At 36.1% G+C, this 17,412-nt stretch carries 16 protein-coding genes; 6 read left to right on the top strand and 10 right to left on the bottom strand.

Going from position 1 to position 17,412, the window contains the following annotated elements; genetic code table 11:
* Nucleotide 1 precedes the first annotated feature (1 nt).
* Nucleotides 2-2,587 carry a DNA gyrase subunit A gene (gyrA, locus tag BLT04_RS16845; protein WP_089756960.1) on the bottom strand — a complete coding sequence of 862 codons (2,586 nt, stop codon included), beginning with the start codon at nt 2,585-2,587 and terminating at the stop codon, nt 2-4.
* 148 nt (nt 2,588-2,735) lie between these two features.
* On the opposite strand from gyrA, the gene BLT04_RS16840 reads away from it, so the two are divergent.
* Nucleotides 2,736-3,050, top strand: coding sequence for a DUF4286 family protein (locus BLT04_RS16840; RefSeq protein WP_089756959.1), 315 nt, complete (start codon nt 2,736-2,738; stop codon nt 3,048-3,050).
* A 450-nt stretch (nt 3,051-3,500) separates the two neighbouring features.
* Here the strand turns inward: BLT04_RS16840 and BLT04_RS18810 are convergent, their stop codons facing one another.
* The 3 genes from BLT04_RS18810 to BLT04_RS16830 form a co-directional block, all read right to left on the bottom strand.
* Nucleotides 3,501-3,791, bottom strand: a complete 291-nt coding sequence (locus tag BLT04_RS18810; protein WP_139166274.1) for a hypothetical protein — start codon at nt 3,789-3,791, stop codon at nt 3,501-3,503.
* A gap of 111 nt (nt 3,792-3,902) precedes the next feature.
* A complete protein-coding gene (locus BLT04_RS16835; RefSeq protein ID WP_089756958.1) occupies nt 3,903-4,397 on the bottom strand; it encodes a GNAT family N-acetyltransferase in 495 nt (164 codons plus the stop codon).
* A gap of 4 nt (nt 4,398-4,401) precedes the next feature.
* On the bottom strand, nt 4,402-4,914 hold the full coding sequence (locus BLT04_RS16830; RefSeq protein ID WP_089756957.1) for a DUF421 domain-containing protein: 513 nt from the start codon (nt 4,912-4,914) through the stop codon (nt 4,402-4,404).
* A 141-nt stretch (nt 4,915-5,055) separates the two neighbouring features.
* On the opposite strand from BLT04_RS16830, the gene BLT04_RS16825 reads away from it, so the two are divergent.
* Both BLT04_RS16825 and BLT04_RS16820 read left to right on the top strand, forming a co-directional pair.
* Nucleotides 5,056-6,132: an acyltransferase family protein gene (locus BLT04_RS16825; RefSeq protein WP_170828500.1), complete on the top strand. Its 1,077-nt coding sequence runs from the start codon at nt 5,056-5,058 to the stop codon at nt 6,130-6,132.
* Nucleotides 6,133-6,186: 54 nt separating this feature from the next.
* The gene (locus BLT04_RS16820; RefSeq protein WP_089756955.1) at nt 6,187-6,756 is read left to right on the top strand and encodes a hypothetical protein; all 570 of its coding nucleotides are present in this window, start codon (nt 6,187-6,189) and stop codon (nt 6,754-6,756) included.
* 55 nt (nt 6,757-6,811) lie between these two features.
* Here the strand turns inward: BLT04_RS16820 and BLT04_RS16815 are convergent, their stop codons facing one another.
* From BLT04_RS16815 to uvrA, 3 genes are all read right to left on the bottom strand, one after another.
* Nucleotides 6,812-6,946 carry a bacteriocin-like protein gene (locus BLT04_RS16815; protein WP_089756954.1) on the bottom strand — a complete coding sequence of 45 codons (135 nt, stop codon included), beginning with the start codon at nt 6,944-6,946 and terminating at the stop codon, nt 6,812-6,814.
* A gap of 147 nt (nt 6,947-7,093) precedes the next feature.
* Nucleotides 7,094-7,498: a hypothetical protein gene (locus BLT04_RS16810; protein ID WP_089756953.1), complete on the bottom strand. Its 405-nt coding sequence runs from the start codon at nt 7,496-7,498 to the stop codon at nt 7,094-7,096.
* 284 nt (nt 7,499-7,782) lie between these two features.
* The gene (gene uvrA, locus BLT04_RS16805; protein ID WP_089756952.1) at nt 7,783-10,614 is read right to left on the bottom strand and encodes an excinuclease ABC subunit UvrA; all 2,832 of its coding nucleotides are present in this window, start codon (nt 10,612-10,614) and stop codon (nt 7,783-7,785) included.
* Nucleotides 10,615-10,920: 306 nt separating this feature from the next.
* Here uvrA and BLT04_RS16800 point away from each other — a divergent pair, with 306 nt between their 5' ends.
* The 3 genes from BLT04_RS16800 (at nt 10,921) to BLT04_RS16790 (ending at nt 12,954) form a co-directional block, all read left to right on the top strand.
* The gene (locus BLT04_RS16800; RefSeq protein ID WP_089756951.1) at nt 10,921-11,493 is read left to right on the top strand and encodes a Crp/Fnr family transcriptional regulator; all 573 of its coding nucleotides are present in this window, start codon (nt 10,921-10,923) and stop codon (nt 11,491-11,493) included.
* Between the two features lie 460 nt (nt 11,494-11,953).
* Nucleotides 11,954-12,631 (top strand): type 1 glutamine amidotransferase domain-containing protein, encoded by a 678-nt coding sequence (locus BLT04_RS16795; protein ID WP_089756950.1) that lies wholly within the window; start codon nt 11,954-11,956, stop codon nt 12,629-12,631.
* Nucleotides 12,632-12,654: 23 nt separating this feature from the next.
* Complete coding sequence (locus BLT04_RS16790; protein WP_089756949.1) at nt 12,655-12,954, top strand: putative quinol monooxygenase; 300 nt, start codon at nt 12,655-12,657, stop codon at nt 12,952-12,954.
* Nucleotides 12,955-13,115: 161 nt separating this feature from the next.
* Here the strand turns inward: BLT04_RS16790 and BLT04_RS16785 are convergent, their stop codons facing one another.
* The 3 genes from BLT04_RS16785 to BLT04_RS16775 form a co-directional block, all read right to left on the bottom strand.
* Complete coding sequence (locus BLT04_RS16785) at nt 13,116-14,999, bottom strand: type VI secretion system baseplate subunit TssF (RefSeq protein WP_089756948.1); 1,884 nt, start codon at nt 14,997-14,999, stop codon at nt 13,116-13,118.
* Between the two features lie 26 nt (nt 15,000-15,025).
* Nucleotides 15,026-15,466, bottom strand: coding sequence for a GPW/gp25 family protein (locus tag BLT04_RS16780; protein WP_089756947.1), 441 nt, complete (start codon nt 15,464-15,466; stop codon nt 15,026-15,028).
* A gap of 512 nt (nt 15,467-15,978) precedes the next feature.
* Nucleotides 15,979-17,394, bottom strand: a complete 1,416-nt coding sequence (locus tag BLT04_RS16775) for an APC family permease (RefSeq protein ID WP_089756946.1) — start codon at nt 17,392-17,394, stop codon at nt 15,979-15,981.
* Between the last annotated feature and the right edge of the window lie 18 nt (nt 17,395-17,412).

Below are 17,412 nucleotides of genomic sequence, written 5' to 3'. Positions count from 1 at the left end.
TTTATTCTTCCGAATCAGAATTCTCGTTTTCCTCTGTTGATTCTTCATTTTCAACCTGAGGTTCTGCATTGTTTTCCTGGTTATCAGCTACAGTTTCTGCTCCTTCTTCAATTTCTTCAGAATCTTCTTCTACATCTTTATCCATTTCTACTTTTGCGATGGCTGCAATTTCGTCATTTTTCTTAAGGTTAATCATTCTTACCCCTTGCGTATTTCTACCCATTACTCTCATTTCATCCATATTCATTCTGATGGCAACGCCGGATTTGTTGATAATCATTAACCCGTCTTCGTCTGTTACGTTCTGAATAGCAATAAGATTTCCTGTTTTTTCAGTAATATTTAAGGTAATAACTCCTTTTCCACCTCTGTTGGTAATTCTGTAATCTTCTACTGCAGTTCTCTTACCATATCCTTTTTCAGATACTACAAGCACTGTTTCGTTCTCTACATCGTTCACAACAATCATACCAATTACCTCATCATTATCCTCCATCGTGATACCACGAACTCCGATAGATCCTCTACCCACTTCTCTTACTTTTTCCTCAGGGAAACGGATACATTTTCCATTTTTGGTAGCGATCATGATCTGTGAAGTTCCGTTCGTTAAATAAGCACTTAACAGCTGATCATTTTCTCTGATTTCAATAGCGTTGATACCATTTACTCTTGGTCTTGAATAGGCTTCAAGAGATGTTTTCTTGATCGTACCGTTTTTAGTGATCATTACCACGCTCATTTGATTGATATAGTCTACATCTTTCAGGTCGTTGGTTCTGATATATGCTTTGATCTTATCGTCCGGCTCGATATTAATTAAGTTCTGAACTGCTCTACCTTTGGCAGTTTTAGAACCTTCAGGAATTTCGAATACTCTCAACCAATAACATTTACCTTTTTCAGTAAAGAACAACATATATTGGTGATTGGTCGCAGAAACGATATACTCTAAGAAATCGGAATCTCTTGTCGTTGCCGCTTTATTTCCTACACCGCCTCTACTTTGGATTTTGTATTCTGAAAGCAACGTTCTCTTCACATAACCTGCGTGAGAAATCGTAAGAACTACCGCTTCGTTCGGGATAATATCTTCAATAGACATTTCACCTCCTGAATAATCGATTTCAGTTCTTCTTTCGTCACCGTATTTTTCTTTAACCTCAGCTAATTCATCCTTAATAATCTGGAATCTTCTTGGTTCATTAGCCAAAATATCTTCCAAGTTCTGGATTTCCTTCATGATTGCTTCATACTCATCGCGGATCTTATCAAGCTCCATTCCCGTCAAACGAGCCAAACGAAGGTCTAGAATTGCCTGAGCCTGAATTTCAGAAAGCTCAAATTCCTGAATCAAGCCTTCTTTTGCAGCCTGCGGATTTGCACTGTGACGGATAATAGAAATCGCTTTATCTAATGAATCCTGCGATCCGATCACTTTCATGAAACCTTCTAAGATGTGTGCTCTTTCTCTGGCTTTTTTAAGCTCGAACTGAGTTCTTCTTACAATAACCTCATGTCTGTGCTCAACGAAGTGATGGATAATGTCTTTTAAGTTTAACTGTTCCGGCCTACCGTGTACCAAAGCAATATTATTAACACTAAAAGAGGTCTGAAGCGACGTATATTTATATAATAAGTTTAAGACAACATTAGGAATGGCGTCGTTTTTCAATTCGTAAACGATACGAAGACCATTTCTGTCCGACTCATCTCTGATTTCGTAAATTCCGGGGATTTTTTCGTCTTTTACCAGCTCGGCTGTTCTGGCAATCATCTCTGCCTTATTGATCTGGAAAGGAATTTCCGTTACAATGATGGCATTTCTGTTACCAATTTCCTCAAAATTAACCTTAGCTCTCAGGACAATTCTACCTCTACCTGTATGGAAAGCATCTCTTACCCCGTCATACCCGTAAATAATCCCTCCTGTAGGGAAATCCGGAGCGATAATATGCTGCATCAGCTCATCAATCGTAATATCTCTATTGTCAATATAAGCGCTGATAGCATTTACAGCTTCCGATAAGTTGTGAGGCGCCATGTTCGTTGCCATCCCTACTGCAATACCGGATGTTCCGTTTACCAGAAGATTCGGGATTTTTGTAGGCATTACTGTAGGCTCAGTTAAACTATCATCAAAGTTATTCTGGAAATCAACAGTTTCTTTATCTAAGTCTGAAAGAATATCATCCGAGATCTTTTTCAATCTTGCCTCGGTGTAACGCATTGCCGCCGGCGGGTCACCGTCCATAGAACCAAAGTTACCCTGGCCGTCAACCTGTGGATAACGCAAGCTCCACGGCTGTGCCATTCTCACCATTGCGTCATATACAGAAGAATCTCCGTGAGGGTGATATTTACCCAAAACATCTCCAACAATTCTCGCAGATTTTAAATATTTTCTATTAGAAAAAACCCCTAATCCATACATACCATACAGCACTCTTCTATGAACGGGTTTCAAGCCATCTCTTACATCAGGTAACGCCCTAGAAACGATAACTGACATCGAATAATCGATATAAGACGACTTCATTTCATCAACAATGTTGATAGGAATCAGTCTTTCTCCTTCTTTTTGCATAAACAAATTTTATTATAATGATAGTCAGACCTTTAGCTGTGAGTCTGAAAATTATCTATTTTGATTTTTTATTAACGTGCTAATTTACGAAAAATTTGCCGATTTTTGTGGTAGAATTTATCCACAAAATCTTAAAAAATCATAAAATATGAGCGTATTAAGTATAACTTTCCACTGTACGAAAAATAATCTTGATGAATGGGAAAATTATATGGACGAGACTTTGGTTTTAATGACTGAAAACCTGATGGATGTCAACAAATATATCCTTTCTGAAGTAGACAGCGATTATATCGAAGACGGAAAAAATTATAACCTGCTTTTGATTTTTGATAATGATGACCTTCGAAGTGATTTTATTAAAAGTGAAATGGAAAATATTGCGGAAATAATTGATAAAAAATTCGGTCAGGAAGTGATGATCTTTAATACTTCTTTGAATCCAAAGAAAACGAGGCTTTAAAAGGTTAAGGCTGAGATTGAGGTTGAGTTTAGGTTTTGACTAAAGCCTATTTTTACCACATTTTTTCTTAAAACGGGCTAAAGCCCGCTCCTATTGATACTAATGTTGTATTCATTCGTGAAATATTTGTGTTATTTATGCTTAAAAATTAAACTTTAAAATAAAACAAAAATCCCTGAAATTTTTCGGGGATTTTTTTATCAATAATTATTTCTTATCGTCCGTGAGGATGTGGCGGTCTTGGAGGAGCAGGCGGATGATGCAGGCATGAAGCCAGCGTAACAATTAAAGCCAGTGCTCCGAGAAATTTAGTTAAGGTTTTCATATTTCTAAACTTTTAAGATTTACATTTAATTTATCAATCTGAATGCCAGAAATATTGAATTTTAAATATTTAATTTGAATAATTAATTAAAAAAAATAAAAGCACCGATTTCTCAGTGCTTTGTTTTATAATCTTACTACAACTACCGGTCTGCTATGATACACGCGGTGAGGTCTGTGAGAATAATATCTATGTCTTACAGGTCTGTAATAATGCTTTTTATAATAATGTCTTGGTGGCCGGTGATAAACGACAGGTCTGTAATATGATCTGCGCGGGCCGTGATAGTAATGTTTCGAATGTTTCGGGCCGTGGCCGTAACCATGCCCGCGCCCTCTCTGCATGGGGGAAGCCTGATATAATGCAAAGGAAAAAACAATCAAGAAAAGCCCCATTATTTTCTTTAAAACTTTCATAAATACATATTTTCAAATTACAATAGGAAAATCAACAATACTAATGCCAATAAATTGTTATTATTAAGTTCCTATGATATTTTTAAGAAACTTTATAACTTTTTCTGATTTTTAAGAAATTATTTCGCTTCTTTTTTCTAACAAGATAACATCTTTCCAAACTCCGTTTAATTTGGCTATTTTTTTTCTTATACCTACCGTTCTGAATCCATTTTTATGATGAAATTTAATTGAAGCTTCATTTTCAGAGAAAATACTTGCCTGTAAAGTCCAGAATCCGTGGTTTTCGCTATCCAAAACCATCTTTTTAAGTAAAATCGAGCCTAAACCTAAGCCTTGATATTTATTGTCCAAATAAATGCTTACTTCAGCAACTCCTTTATAGCAGTCTCTTTTACTTATGAGCTTTAATCCGCACCAGCCTACAACTTCATTATTTTCATTTTCAAGAACCCATCGGCAGTCGTTGAAAAATTCCATATTCCAGACTTCAGCTGTGGGAACCTGGGTTTCAAATGTGGCTATTCCGCTATCGATACCCTGCTGGAAAATCTCCAGTATCCGCTTTTCGTCGCCGGGAAGCATTTCTCTTAATTCGTAATTCATTTAATTAATGATATTTTCTTTTGTTTTTTCTTTTAATTCTTGAATAATGCGTTTGCTTGCTTTCTTCGTCTTCCGAAACCACGCTGATATTACCGTCAACTTCAAGAATGGATAGTTTTACGTTTTTAATACCGTCGATCCCATGTTCCCTGATGGCTTCTTCCAGTTCTTCTTTCGTGATTTTAACCTTATTTAAAGCCTGCTGAATCGCTACACCGTCTCTCACCAGAATCACAGGATCATCTTCCATAAAAGATTCAAAAGACGGATTGGAAAACATTAATCTTTTTAAAATAAAATTAGCCGCAAAAAGCACCAAAGCCGCAATGAGACCTCCCTGCAAAGAAGTATCCGGACCTACCATCGCATTCTGAACCGCATTGGAAATCAACAGCAATAAAACCACATCTCCGGCATTAAGCTGAGAAAGCTGGTTTTTACCAAATACCCGAATTGCAATCACCATAAAAAGATATACGCAAAGTGAGCGAACAACCACGTTAAGAATAGAATCCACAGAGTTTATTTATAAATCAAATGTATACATTTTTATGATTTCCTTTAATAATAAATTCAAGTTTAAATGAATTCCCTTACTTTTTAAATATAAATATTAAATTTGCCTCCAAGGTTAGGCATGATAAAACATTTAAAGGGATTGGACACATTAAGAGCATTGGCGGCTGTCATTGTGCTTGTAGATCATGTAGAAATCATTAAAAAAGAGAATAATATTCGTAATTATATTGATAATCCTTCTTTAATTTATCCTGACGGCCATCTTTCCGTGATTCTTTTCTTCGTTATCAGCGGCTTTCTTATTACTTATTTATTATTGATTGAAAAGGAAAAAAATGGTAGAATTAATCTCAAAAACTTTTATTGGAGAAGGATTTTAAGGATCTGGCCGCTGTACTATCTTGTGCTTTTTCTTTCTTATTTCATCTTTAATCCTGATTATTCTTTCGGCAGGATTTTATTGTCTGTCTTAATTTTCCCTAATGTGGCTTTTGCGATCAGAGAAACCTGGGATGTCAGCCCGCAAATATGGTCAATCGGTGTTGAGGAACAGTTTTATATTGTCTGGCCACTGTTGTTTATTTTCATATCAAAAAAGAAAAAAGCATTATTTTACATTGCAGGATTAATTATAATTTTAACTCTTTTACCTTTTGGACTAAAATTTATTAATCTTGTTTTCTTTAAAAGTGAAGAATTTTATACGATTATCAGCAGATTCTTTTACGGGACAAAATTTAACTGCTTAGGAATCGGCGCTTTGCTGGGTTTTATCTTTTTTAAAAACAAAGATGGTATCAGCAAGATTTTACTTACGTATAATTTTTTAACAATCATTTTCACCTTACTTCCGTTTGTGCTGTGGTTTTTTAAGTTTAAAACAGAACATTTGAATGATGAATTGTATGCGGTTTTATTTGCTTTTTCAATCTACAATATCGTTCGGCATCCAAAAATAAATATTGATAATGCGGTAACAAGATTTTTAGGGAAAATTTCTTACGGAATTTATCTTTATCATTGGACCATCATTATTTTAGTAGTAAAATATATGCCGAAATATGATGCTTTTTATCTTTATAACCTTTTATTATACGCTTCTGTTTTAGGATTAACAATTTTTATTTCGTGGCTGTCTTTTGTAACCTATGAAAGATTTTTCCTGAATATAAAAAAGAAATACGAATTCCTTAATAAACAGCAGAAATCCGATTAACTGGCACAACTTTTGACGATTTGTCCCTGAAAAAAATAAATTAAAAACACAATTATGAAGCAATTACTCTTTTGCTTAAGCATCTTTTTGCTTTTTACAGGCTGTAAAAAAAGTGAGAACCATCCGAAAAATTTTGATGCAGACAAAAAAATCACCGAGAAGTTAGAAGAATTTTACAGAATTTACGGAAAATCAAGTGATGCAATCTATAATCAACCTATTCCAAAGAATTTATTCTCGTCTGATCTGGAAAAAACCTTTCAAAAAGCGATCGATTTATCAAAAACTGATATCAAAAAAGTTAAAAAAAGCGATCATCCTGGCGACAAACCGCTATTATTGGAAGGATCTATCTTTACAAGCTTGTATGAAGGATTTACTGATTATAAAATAGTATCAATCGTTGTTTTAAATGATTCAAAACCTTTAGAATCATCGGCAACAGTAATAGTAGAGCTCAAAAACACCCATTATCCGAATGCAAAATGGACAGATATTATACGATTTATCAACTTTCAGGAAAGCGGCTGGAAAATTGACAACGTCGTTTTTTCTAAAAAAATGAGTCAAATTCCTGATGTGAAAACTAGCTTACAGAATTTTATTTCTGAAGCTAAAAAATAAATTAAATTTATTCAATAAAAAAGCTGCCTGATTAATTTCAGGCAGCTTTATTTTTTTAAGGACATTGAGCAATCGGAACAGTACTGCAAACCGTTTTGTTCAATCTCTCACAGTATACACAATATTGCTTTGGCTGCCCTCCGTACACTGATTTTAATTCTGTTTTGGTTAATTTCTTTAAATTTTTCATATCGTTTTAATTTTGCTGGTTAAATGTAAAACGAAATTATTTTTACTTTATTACAATTTTTTGTTTAAAACTTTCATTATTTACACTTAAAAAAAAAAAAGCCACGCAAAAATCTGCATGGCTCTATTATAAAAGATTGTATGAATATTATCTGTTGTTGATATCTACTCTTACCGGCATCACATACGTTGATGCGATCATATTTTCATTTAATTTCTTGCTGTCGATTTTGTATTGAAGATGGCTTAAAACATTTTCAATTTCTTTGCTTACATTTTTGCAGTCTCCTTTGGAATGTACGTTTACGATTTTCCCGTTTTCTGCAATATCAAACTGTACTTCTGAGTTTACAATTCCCTGCTTGTAGTCAGAATTTGTAAAATCAAAATTAGCGATTAACAGATTCCTAACTTCATTGAAAGCATCATTCTTATTCAGCTGTACTTCCTGAATGGTGTTATTATTTGTAGTTTGGGCTTTTACAGTATTTACTAAAGCCATAAATCCGCAAACGAAAATTGATGCCACTAATATTTGAACTTTATTTTTCATAACTCTTTGGTTTTAAATGTTATATTAAACTTATTTACTATTTCTTTACCAAAGATATATAAAATAATTCATATTAATTTTACATACAGTTAACATTGCGTTAACATTGAAAATTAAATCATTGATTATCAGACAAATAAATTTTGAAAATAATTGAAAATTTAACATTGGAAGTTAATATTGGGCATAAAAAAGGCTAAACTTTGCTTGTTTAGCCTGATATTTTGTTTTTGTTATCGGAATTCTTGCGGAATAACAAAGATTATATTTTAAAATTGATTGAATTACTCCAGTTCCCTTTTCAAAAACTTTCCGGTCAAACTCTTCTTTGACTTTACAATTTCTTCGGGAGTACCTTGTGCAACGATCTGTCCGCCGTGTTTTCCGCCTTCCGGACCAACGTCGATAATATGATCTGCCAGCTTTATTACATCCATATTATGTTCAATAATAATAAATGAATTTCCTAATTCCACCAATTTATTAATGGCTTCCATCAGAATTTTCACATCTTCAAAATGAAGTCCGGTTGTCGGCTCATCAAGAATGTATAAAGTATTGCCTGTTTGTCTTTTTGCAAGTTCCGTTGCTAATTTAATACGTTGAGCTTCCCCGCCAGAAAGCGTTGTCGACTGTTGCCCCAGCGTAATATATCCCAATCCCACATCCTGTAGCGTTTTCACTTTAGCAAAAATCTTAGGGATCGGCTGGAAGAAATCTACCGCTTCATCAATCGTCATATCCAATACATCGGAAATAGATTTTCCTTTGTAACGAACCTCAAGTGTTTCTCTGTTGAAACGTTTTCCGTTGCAGGTTTCACAATGAACATAAACATCCGGCAGGAAATTCATTTCAATCACTTTCAAACCGCCACCCTGGCAGGTTTCGCATCTTCCACCTTTAACATTGAAAGAAAATCTTCCGGGCTTGTAACCACGGATTTTACTTTCCGGTAATTCAGCAAAAAGATTTCTGATATCCGTAAACATTCCTGTGTATGTTGCAGGATTTGAACGAGGCGTTCTCCCGATCGGTGTCTGATCGACGTCTACAATTTTATCAATGTTTTCAAGACCTTCAATTTTTTTGTAAGGTAAAGGTTCCTGAACCGCTCTGTAAAAGTGTTTGTTAAGAATCGGATACAAAGTTCCGTTAATCAGAGAAGATTTTCCGCTTCCTGAAATCCCTGAAACCACCACCAATTTTCCAAGAGGAATTTCCAGGGTAACGTTTTTAAGATTGTTTCCTGTAGCTCCTTTTAATACTATACTCTTGCCATTTCCAGCTCTTCTTTCATCAGGAACAGCAATTTTTCTCTTTCCTGTAATATAATCTGCCGTTATCGTATCTGCATTTAAGAGATCTTTCGGTTTTCCCTGCCAAAGAATTTCTCCCCCGAATTTTCCGGCTCTCGGACCAATATCCAACACCTCATCGGCTTCTAAAATCATATCTTTATCGTGCTCAACAACCAAAACAGAGTTTCCGATATCGCGAAGATTTTTTAATGATTTAATCAGTCTTTCGTTGTCTCTTTGGTGCAATCCGATACTTGGCTCATCCAGGATATATAATACATTTACCAATTGAGAACCGATCTGCGTTGCCAGACGAATCCTTTGTGATTCCCCTCCGGAAAGGGTTTTTGAACTTCTGCTCAAACTCAGATAATCCAAACCTACATCCAGTAAAAACTGCAGCCGGGTTTCGATTTCTTTTAAAATTTCATAAGCAATGATCTTATGCTTCTCAGAAAATGTATCTTTAATATCAGCCAACCATTCTTTTAAATCTGATAAGCTCAAACCGTTAACCTCAGCAATATTTTTCCCATCAATTTTAAAGCTTAAGCTTGAAGGCTGAAGACGCGTTCCTTTACATTCGGGACAAGTTTCTTCGGTGGTAAAATGTCTTTCCAGTAAAATTGCTTCGTAAGATTCTCTTTCATCAATCATTTCTTCCATAAAAGGAATCAAACCGTCGAAGCTTATCTTTATTTTTTTGGTGATTCCTGCATATTTCAGGTCTTTATTGAATTCCTTATGACAGCCGTTGTACATATAATCCAACGCTTCTTCCGGAATATCCTGGAGAGGAGTCGTTAAACCCAAACCGAAAATTTCAAGAATATTTTTAATCTGTGCTAAAATCCATTTATTAGACTTAATATCTTCCAAAGGCAGCAAACCGCCCTGATTGATGGATAATTTAGGATTTTCTACAAAATAATCTGTGTTGATTTTTTTAATTGTCCCTAATCCTTTGCAATCCGGGCAGCTTCCCTTCGGAGAGTTGAATGAAAAAGTATTCGGTTCCGGTAAAGCTAATGAATGACCTGTTTCGGCATCCATCAGGTTTTTAGAAAAATATTCAATTTCCGTACCTCCCAGCTTCTGAATTCCGATCAATCCTTCTCCCATTTCCATTGCTGTACGCAATGATTTTTCCATTCTGCTTTCGGATGCGCTTTCGCCGATGATCCAACGGTCTATTACGATATCAATATCGTGGGTTTTGTAACGGTCCAGCTTTAAATCGTATTCAATATCCTGTAATTTACCATCAATTCTTGCCTGTCCGTACCCTTTTTTCGCCATCTGAACAAAAAGCTCATGATAATGCCCTTTTCTTGAACGAACAACAGGTGCCATCAGCATGATTTTTTCGCCTTTATAATTTTCTTTGATCGCATCCAGAATCTGATCTTCGGTATAGCTTACCAATTTTTTTCCTGTCGTCTGGGAATAAGCATCCGAAACCCTTGCATACAAAAGACGCAGATAATCGTACAGTTCCGTAACGGTTCCCACTGTTGAACGCGGGTTTTTGTTGGTTGTTTTCTGCTCGATTGCAATTACGGGTGAAAGTCCTTCGATTTTGTCAACATCAGGACGTTCCAGGCCGCCCAAAAACTGACGTGCATAGGCCGAAAACGTTTCAATATAACGACGCTGACCTTCAGCAAAAATCGTGTCAAAAGCCAATGATGATTTTCCGCTTCCGGAAAGCCCGGTAATAACAACCAATTCGTTGCGTGGAATTTTTACATTGATGTTCTTAAGATTATGCTCGCGCGCGCCGTAAACTTCTATATATTCTGTTGATTTACTCATAATTTGATGTGATTCTACCTGAAAATCACGATGGGCAAAATTACGGAATTTTATGGAATTTTTTATGTTAAAAAGTGTTAGAATAATTAACGGTGACTGGCTTAAAAGTTTTTGTTTTAAATTAAATTTTTAAACTTAATAAATATTTATAGTTTATTATTCATAAGATCCTACGACAGGCTCATGATGACACCGGTAAAGTATTCCGTTAAAGTAAACGGTTAGTATTAGAAATGTCATCTGAGGCTGTCGAAGGATCTTAACTTAGCTAATTTTTTTTAAATTTACATTTCATTATCCACAGCCATGAACAGACTGCGAGAGCATATCGAAGAAATAACCCCAATTACCGACGAGGAATTTGATTATATCCAGACATTTTTTACCCTGAAAAAAGTTCGTAAAAATCAATTCCTTATTCATGAAGGTGATGAAGTGAAGCATGAATTCCTCGCTTTGGACGGAATTTTTAAAGTCTTTTATATCGATGAAGATGGCAAAGAGCATATTTTACAATTTGCGAAAAAAAATTGGTGGATGACAGATTATGTAGGATTTTTTAAGCAAAAGAACTCCAAAATGTTTGTAGAATGTCTCAAAGACGGTGAAGTTGTAAGCCTTACTTTACAGGGAAGAGAAAAGCTGGCCTCAGAATTTCATAAAATGGATCATTTTTTCAGAATTAAATTGACCAACGGCTACATTGCTTTACAACAGAGAATCATCCTTTTATTATCAAGCACACCTCAGCAACGATACGAAGAATTCTCACGATTATATCCTGACCTCATCTCACAAATTCCTAAAAAATACGTAGCAGAATATCTGGGAGTCAGCAGAGAAACGCTGAGCAGATTGTATTCCAATAACAATAAATAATTTTTTGTCATTGCGAACAGACAGAAGGTCTGCGAACGTAGTTCAGAAGCGACGAAGCAATCTTTTTTAACACTAAATTTTACATGAATAACGCTAAATAAATTGTTTTTTATACTATATTCTGATTCGTCCAACATAACAAACATTATGTTACATTTCAAGAGATTGCTTCGTCACTTCGTTCCTCGCAATGACGATACTGTTGCAACCCTAGCCCCGATTGAAGAGAAAATCCCGCAATGGAACGGCGGAGCGAAGCGGAGCCGCGTAATGAGGAATTGCAACGGAAAGCGGGATTAAGCTCTAAATAAAATTTAATAACAAAGTGTGATTTCGATCACACTTTTTTTGTGACTTCACTCCTTCTTTTGAGGCATGGAGTCTGTATAAATTTGCTATAGAAATTAAAACAATTTCAAAAGATCAATTAAAATATTTAATTAACAAAAAAATTTAAGTCATGAAACCAAAAGTATTAATTATCGTGTCAAATGCAAACTCAATCGGTCCTAACCACAGAAGAACAGGAACTTTTTTACCTGAAGTGGCCCATCCTTATGCAGAGTTTGAAAAAGCAGGCTATCAAATAGATTTTGCGAGCCTTACCGGTGAATCGCCGTTTTTAGATGCTTTAAACTTAGCCGATGATCCGGATAATTTAAAATTCTTAACAGGAAAAGGTTGGCAGGATATGCACAATGCAGGAAAGCTTTCTGATATCAATACTGATGATTACGATGCAGTTTTTGTTCCGGGAGGTATTGCCCCAATGGCGGATATGTCTGAAGCTCCAGAACTCAAAAAGGTTATTGCCGATTTTTATGAAAGCAATCGTGTAGTTGGAGCGGTTTGTCATGGCCCGGTATCGCTTCTAAATGTAAAATTGAGTGACGGAAGCTATTTGGTTAACGGCAAAAATATAACCTCTTTCACCACTGAAGAAGAAGATAATTATGCAAGACCTGACGTCCCTTTTGATTTACAAGCGGCTTTAACTGAGCAAGGTGCCATTTTTCACGCTGCTGAACCTTGGTCTGCAAACAGTATTGCAGACGGAAACCTTGTAACAGGCCAAAATCCGGCTTCCGCAAAAGGGGTTGGTGAGAAAATAGTTGCTCTTCTGGAAGCAAAAGCATAGTTTTTAATCGTAAAATTAATAAAATGGATCAAAAAGCTGTTTACGTCTACGCCAAATGGCAGGTAAAAGAGGGAAAGCTAGATGCTGTTCTTCAATTAATGAAAGAAGCTGCTGAGAAAAGCAGTCAGGAGGAAGGAAATTTATTTTATAAACTCCATCAGAGTCGGTCAAATAGCAATACATTAATTTTATTTGAAGGATATAAAGATGCGACTGCAATTGACACGCACCGAAATTCCGAGCATTTTAAAAGCATTGTTTTGGAGCAGGTTGTACCTTTGCTCGAGAATAGAGAGGTGATTGTAATGGATCGGTTATTATAGATGTGTTTTAATGAGCTTCGGGCAAACCAAAGGTTTGCCCGAAGCTTTTTTATTATTTGAAATCCTTCAGCTCCGCTCACGACGACATCTCTAATACTTACCGCTTACTTAACGGAATAATTTACCGGGGTCATCCTGAGCGGAGTCGAAGGATTTTTATTTTAATTTTCAAAAAAATCGATGTCTTCATTGCTGATTTTTACGACGTATTCAATACCGTCAATAGCTTTTAAAATGATCTGATTTCTAAGGATATTTGCCATATTTTCCCAATAGACTCTTCCATAGAAAGAATAATTTTGAGGAATAATTTCAACCTCGACCGTTCGCACAAAACCTTCCTTTGGTTTGTTGCTGATCATCGTTCCGCGTGTGACCCGCACGTCTTTCAATTCATCTTTCAATACCATTCGGCAATAATTTTTGACATCTTCCAGGGAAATAATCTTGTCTCTTGTTGTCAAAGCATATTTGTAGGCCTGAATGCTGTCTGTACCCTTCTGCTCTTCAGCTCCACCGATGGTTTCGGTTAAAAGAACGAGGGTCTGTGATTTTAATTGATTGGAAAGTTCGGTTCCCGGACGCATATGATTGGCTAATGTGCAGTGTGTCACCCAAAATGATGCGTATGTGTGATCTGTTTTGTCTACTGGTTCCATAATGACGTAGTTCAGTTCCTGTTTAATGCTTCTTTTCGCATTATTCACTTTCTGAATCATGGATTTCATCTTGTCGGACATTTCACTTAAAACACCTTTTACATTATCCCTGTTCAAAAGGGAAAAAGCGGCTATTTCGTCTCTCGTTAATTCCAAAACATTGGCGATCATGTCGACTGCATTTCTGTTGGTAAAACGTTCCATTCCACCTTTCCTGACGGTATATAAGCCTTTTTTCAGATCGTCATTCGGCGTAAAAGGGATTTCTGTGTACCGTCTTCCATCGCCGTCCTGAACTTCATCAACATATAAAAAATGTTCACCATCATCTGTTACCAAGGGAATATTATTTCCCATAATATCTAAACTGTATTCTGTTTTCTTCCAACCACGATTATAAATCGGAAAAGCATTTAATACAAATGAAAAATTATCTAAAATTTCCGCAGAAAATTGCGGCGGGAACTCAAAAGTCAGCCACAGATATTTTTTTCCGTCTATATATTTTGTAACTTCATCTTTTTCGGAAAGAAAACCGAGATTTTCGGGAAGTTTTCCGGGTTCTGAAATTAATTCGTTAGAAAGGCCTTTTACCTCAATAAATTTATGATGGTAAATGCTTTTTACATCTTCAATTACTTTATTCTGAATGGATTGCTCACGAAACATCTGCTCATAGCCGTCAGCCTGGTTATTTTTTAGATAGGTTAAACCTTCCTTTACAAACAACGGATTTCCATTGCTTGAAACCGTGATGTAGGGCAATAATTTATAGGTGAAATCCAAATGCTCAAAAGCAGGATTCGAACAAAAAATGCTTATATATTTCGGAAAATTTTCGTTGGTATATTTTGTAGCATTAATTCCAATGGTGATTTTTCTGTAATCTTCCGGTTTTCCCTGAAATCTGGCGATAGGAATTTTATTCAGCCTGTCGTCAATTCCGTAGCATGTATTTCCTACAAACATAATGGAAGTCTGAATTTTATTAATCCTAACATTCCCAATGGGTGTAAAAGGAATATTAACCTGCTTGTCCGATTCTGATTTCACGGTGGAAGTCATTTGTTTCCTGAAAAAAAACTCAGTGTGCTCCAATAAAACCTCCGAAGATTCGTAAGGCTGCGTAAAAGCCACCGAATGAGCCGGAATTGGATGTGTGTAAATGGACGGTGTTAATAATTTTGCCAGTTTTTCTAAAATCCGGGCATTGACCGTCTGTATTTCGTTATTGGCTTTAAAAATTTCAGTGCTGAATGCATCGATCAGCAATTTTACAAAGGGATCAAGCGATTGCGGACTTTTTAATCCCCAAACTTTGGTCGCATTCTGAAGCATTCTCGCTTTTACTGATTCTTTGGAATATATATTTTGATCTAAATTCATAAGTTCTGGTTACAGTTTAAAGTAATTTAATCAATGGACATCGGGCTTAAAAACAATTCTGTAGAAAAGCTGAAACGTTCTCCCGACTCTTCCATTTTTGCATTGATGGCGATTTTTACTTTCTTTTTGATTTCCGTGTGTTCCTTTGTGTCGTAGCTGTGTTCTACGATTTGTATGTGCGCATCTATCTGCGGCTGTACAATTCGGGGCTCATACTCCTGGATTTGTCTTTTGAGGCTTTTAACAAAAATATTTTCCCAAACGGCACTTGTAACTCCATTATCGAATTCCAGATTCCAAACGTCGTTTCCGTAATTTTCATCATATCTGTTTTCGCCTTTTTTGGTAGTTATCAGCAGCATAATGTTGTGGGCAATACTTTCACCCATGTCGCAGGTGTCGATACTTCCTCCCTCGGTCATTAATGTTGATGGAACGAAAGGCATTCTGTAATTTGGTGTGTCCATGATATCAACTTCTTTATTTTTTACGTCATAGTCTGGTTTACATAAAACGAAATACCAAATTAAGCATTTTCAAATATAAAATGTTATAAGAATTTAAAAATATTGTTTAAAATTTACTTGTTTAAACTATTCGGTTTGGTGTGTTTGTCATTGCGAGGAGCGAAGCGACGAAGCAATCTCTTATCCATAAAGTTTGTCATGCACTTTGTCATTCCGTAGAAATCTAGACTCATTGTGTAGTGATTATATTGTAAATCATTGTTTAGATTCCTACGGAATGACAAACTTTATGGTATTGTGAACACTAATAAGGATAAAAAAGTGTATGTTGAAATTGGTGTGAAATAGTGAAAAAAACGACGAATACCCTAGCCCCGATTGCAGCGACATCCTTTTTTGTATGGGATAAAGCATTGGCAAAAAGATATAGCGGAAAGCGGGAAAAAGCTTCAAAAAATATTAACAATGAATAATTAAAAAAGCTGCCCGATCTGGTCAAACAGCTTTGAAATTTATTCTTTAATTTTCTTATTTCGATTAATAAAATAATATACCGGAAGTCCGAGTAAAACCAACAGGAATCCCGGCCATGTATATTGTTGTTTGTAGATTAAGAGTAAGATGCAAAAGCCCGTTCCGATTAATAAATAAATGATGGGTGTAATGGGATATAACCAGGTTTTATAGGGTCTTTCCAGATTTGGCTGCTTGAATCTTAAGTAAATAACTCCAAAAACGGTAATCATATAAAACAGCACGATCACGAAAGAAATCATATCCAAAAGATTGCCATACTGCCCACTCAAACATAGGATAGAAGCCCAAACTCCCTGCATCCAAAGGGCGTTGGCAGGAACTTCATTTTTGTTGTTTTTTTCGGACTGCTTGAAGAACATTCCGTCTTTTGCCATGGTTTGGAAAACCCTTGCTCCGGCTAAGATCAATCCGTTGTTGCAACCGAAGGTCGAAACCATTACCAGAATAGCAATAATCACCGTTCCTGCGCTTCCGAAGATAAAGTGAGACGCTGCAACCGCTACCCGATCATTTTCTGCAAAAGCGATGGAATCTCTGTCTAATGCATTTAAATACACATAATTAACAGCAATATATAAAATCATCACAGCAGTAGTTCCGTAGATCATTGCTTTTACGACATTTTTCTTTGGATTTTCAATTTCACCCGAAACGAAAGTCACACTTTCCCAAGCCACAGAACTAAATACTGAACCTACCATCGCTGCAGCAATTCCGCCCAATAAGGTCATTCCGCCGATGGGTTCCCAGCCTTCTTTGAGGAAATTTCCGAGGGCATCTTTTTTAAGATTGCTGAAAGAATCATATCCCAAGCTAAAATTTTCCGCTAAATGAGAGAAATCAACGAAAATAAATCCGGCAGCAATTAAGCCTACTATTGCAATGATTTTGGAACCCGTAAAAACGTTTTGTAAAATTTTTCCGCTTTCTACGCCTCTTGTATTAAAATAAGTTAATAAAATTATCGTACCAATCGCTAAAATCTGGATCCAGGTGATTTTAAATTCTCCACTCTGAAAAATCGGAGCCGCATCATTCAAAGCAGGAACCAAATACGCCGTAAATTTCCCGAAAGCCATTGCTACAGCCGCAATCGTACCCGTCTGAATTACCGTAAACAACCCCCATCCATACAGAAAGCCCATCTTTTTACCGAAAATTTCTTTAAGATAAGTGTATTGTCCGCCCGCTTTTGGAAACAATGCTGAAAGCTCACCATAACTGATCGCTGCCGCAACCGTCATGATTCCCGTAATCACCCAGACTACGATGAGCCAGTACCCCGAACCGAGATTCCGCATCATGTCGGCACTTACAATGAAGATTCCACTTCCGATCATAGAACCCATTACCAGCATAATGGCGTCCCAAAGTTTTAGTTTTTTTTGCATAAATGAGTATAGGCTTCA

The organism is Chryseobacterium soldanellicola (assembly GCF_900100115.1).
Classification (GTDB): domain Bacteria; phylum Bacteroidota; class Bacteroidia; order Flavobacteriales; family Weeksellaceae; genus Chryseobacterium; species Chryseobacterium soldanellicola.
Note: the sequence above shows the minus strand (reverse complement) of the source record. Positions and strands in the feature narration are given on the sequence as shown.